Source organism: Pseudoxanthomonas taiwanensis, from assembly GCF_010093135.1.
Classification (GTDB): Bacteria; Pseudomonadota; Gammaproteobacteria; order Xanthomonadales; family Xanthomonadaceae; genus Pseudoxanthomonas; species Pseudoxanthomonas taiwanensis.
This window is the reverse complement of sequence record NZ_PDWK01000143.1, coordinates 1-1,202: the sequence shown is the minus strand read 5'-3', so window position 1 is coordinate 1,202 and position 1,202 is coordinate 1. Positions and strand designations below refer to the sequence as shown.

Here is a 1,202-nt window from a genome sequence, read left to right as displayed (position 1 = left end):
GGCCGCGGCGCCCTCCCCAAGGTCCCTGCATGCCCCCAGCGATACGCCTTGCCGCCGCGGCCATGTGCCTGGCCGCCACCCTCCCCCTGCACGCCGCCGAACGCTGCCACGACAGCGTGCTGCGCAGCACGCCGCCCGCGGTGAACTTCCGCGTGGACAACGACCTGTTCGGCGGCCAGGACCAGGGCTACACCAATGGTGCGCAGCTGAGCTTCGTCTCGCCCAATCTGAACGACTACACCGACGACCCGTGCCTGCCGCGGCTGGCACGCTGGATCAACCGCCGCCTGGAGCGCCTGCATCCGGGCCAGTACGACCAGCAGAACATGGTGTTCTCGGTCGGGCACAAGATCTACACGCCCGCCGACTACTCCCGCCGCGACCTGATCCCCGACGACCGCCCGTACGCGGCGGTGCTGCTGGCCAGCTTCGGCTACAACGCGCGCAACATGTCCGGCCTGCGCACCACACAGTTGCAGGTCGGAGTGGTCGGCCCGGCCGCGCTGGGCCGGCAGGTGCAGGACGCGGTGCACAAGCTCACCGACAGCGACCGTTTCCGGGGCTGGGACAACCAGCTGCACAACGAGCCGGTGCTGCGCCTGGTGCACGAGCGCATGCGCCGCTGGCCCGGCGATCCGGGCTTCGACGCCGAGGGCTGGGCCTGGGACGCGATCGCGCACTGGGGCGGGGCCGTGGGCAACCTGAGCACCCACGCCAACGCCGGCATGGAGGTGCGCTTCGGCTGGCGCCTGCCCGACGACTTCGGCAGCACGCCGCTGCGGCCGGCCGGCGAGAACACCGCCCCGCCGCTGGATGGACGCCGCACCGGCTGGTCGGCGCACCTGTTCCTCACCTCGGACGTGCGCTGGGTGCTGCGCGACATCACCCTGGACGGCAACACCTTCCGCCGCAGCCACCGCGTGGACAGGCGGCCGCTGGTCGGCGAGATCGGCTACGGCATCGGCCTGACCCGCGGGCGCTGGAAGTTCGCCCTGGCGCGCTACCACGGCGCGCGCGAATTCGAGGGGCAGAAGGAGCGGCCGGTGTTCGGCTCCTTCACCATCAGCCGCATGCTCTAGCAGCTTGTTGAAATTCTCCCGCGCCAGAGCTTGCTTTCAAGCCCTCTGTTTGCGATATCGACCTCAGCCATAGTGGAGGGCGTGGGATGCGCGGTGCAGACGTCACTCAGGAATCGTTGTTCA

1 protein-coding gene is annotated in these 1,202 nt (G+C 70.0%); it reads left to right on the top strand.

The features are described from left to right. Positions 1–29 precede the first annotated feature (29 nt). Complete coding sequence (locus CR938_RS14265; protein ID WP_162125617.1) at positions 30–1,079, top strand: lipid A deacylase LpxR family protein; 1,050 nt, start codon at positions 30–32, stop codon at positions 1,077–1,079. The last annotated feature ends 123 nt before the right edge of the window (positions 1,080–1,202 follow it).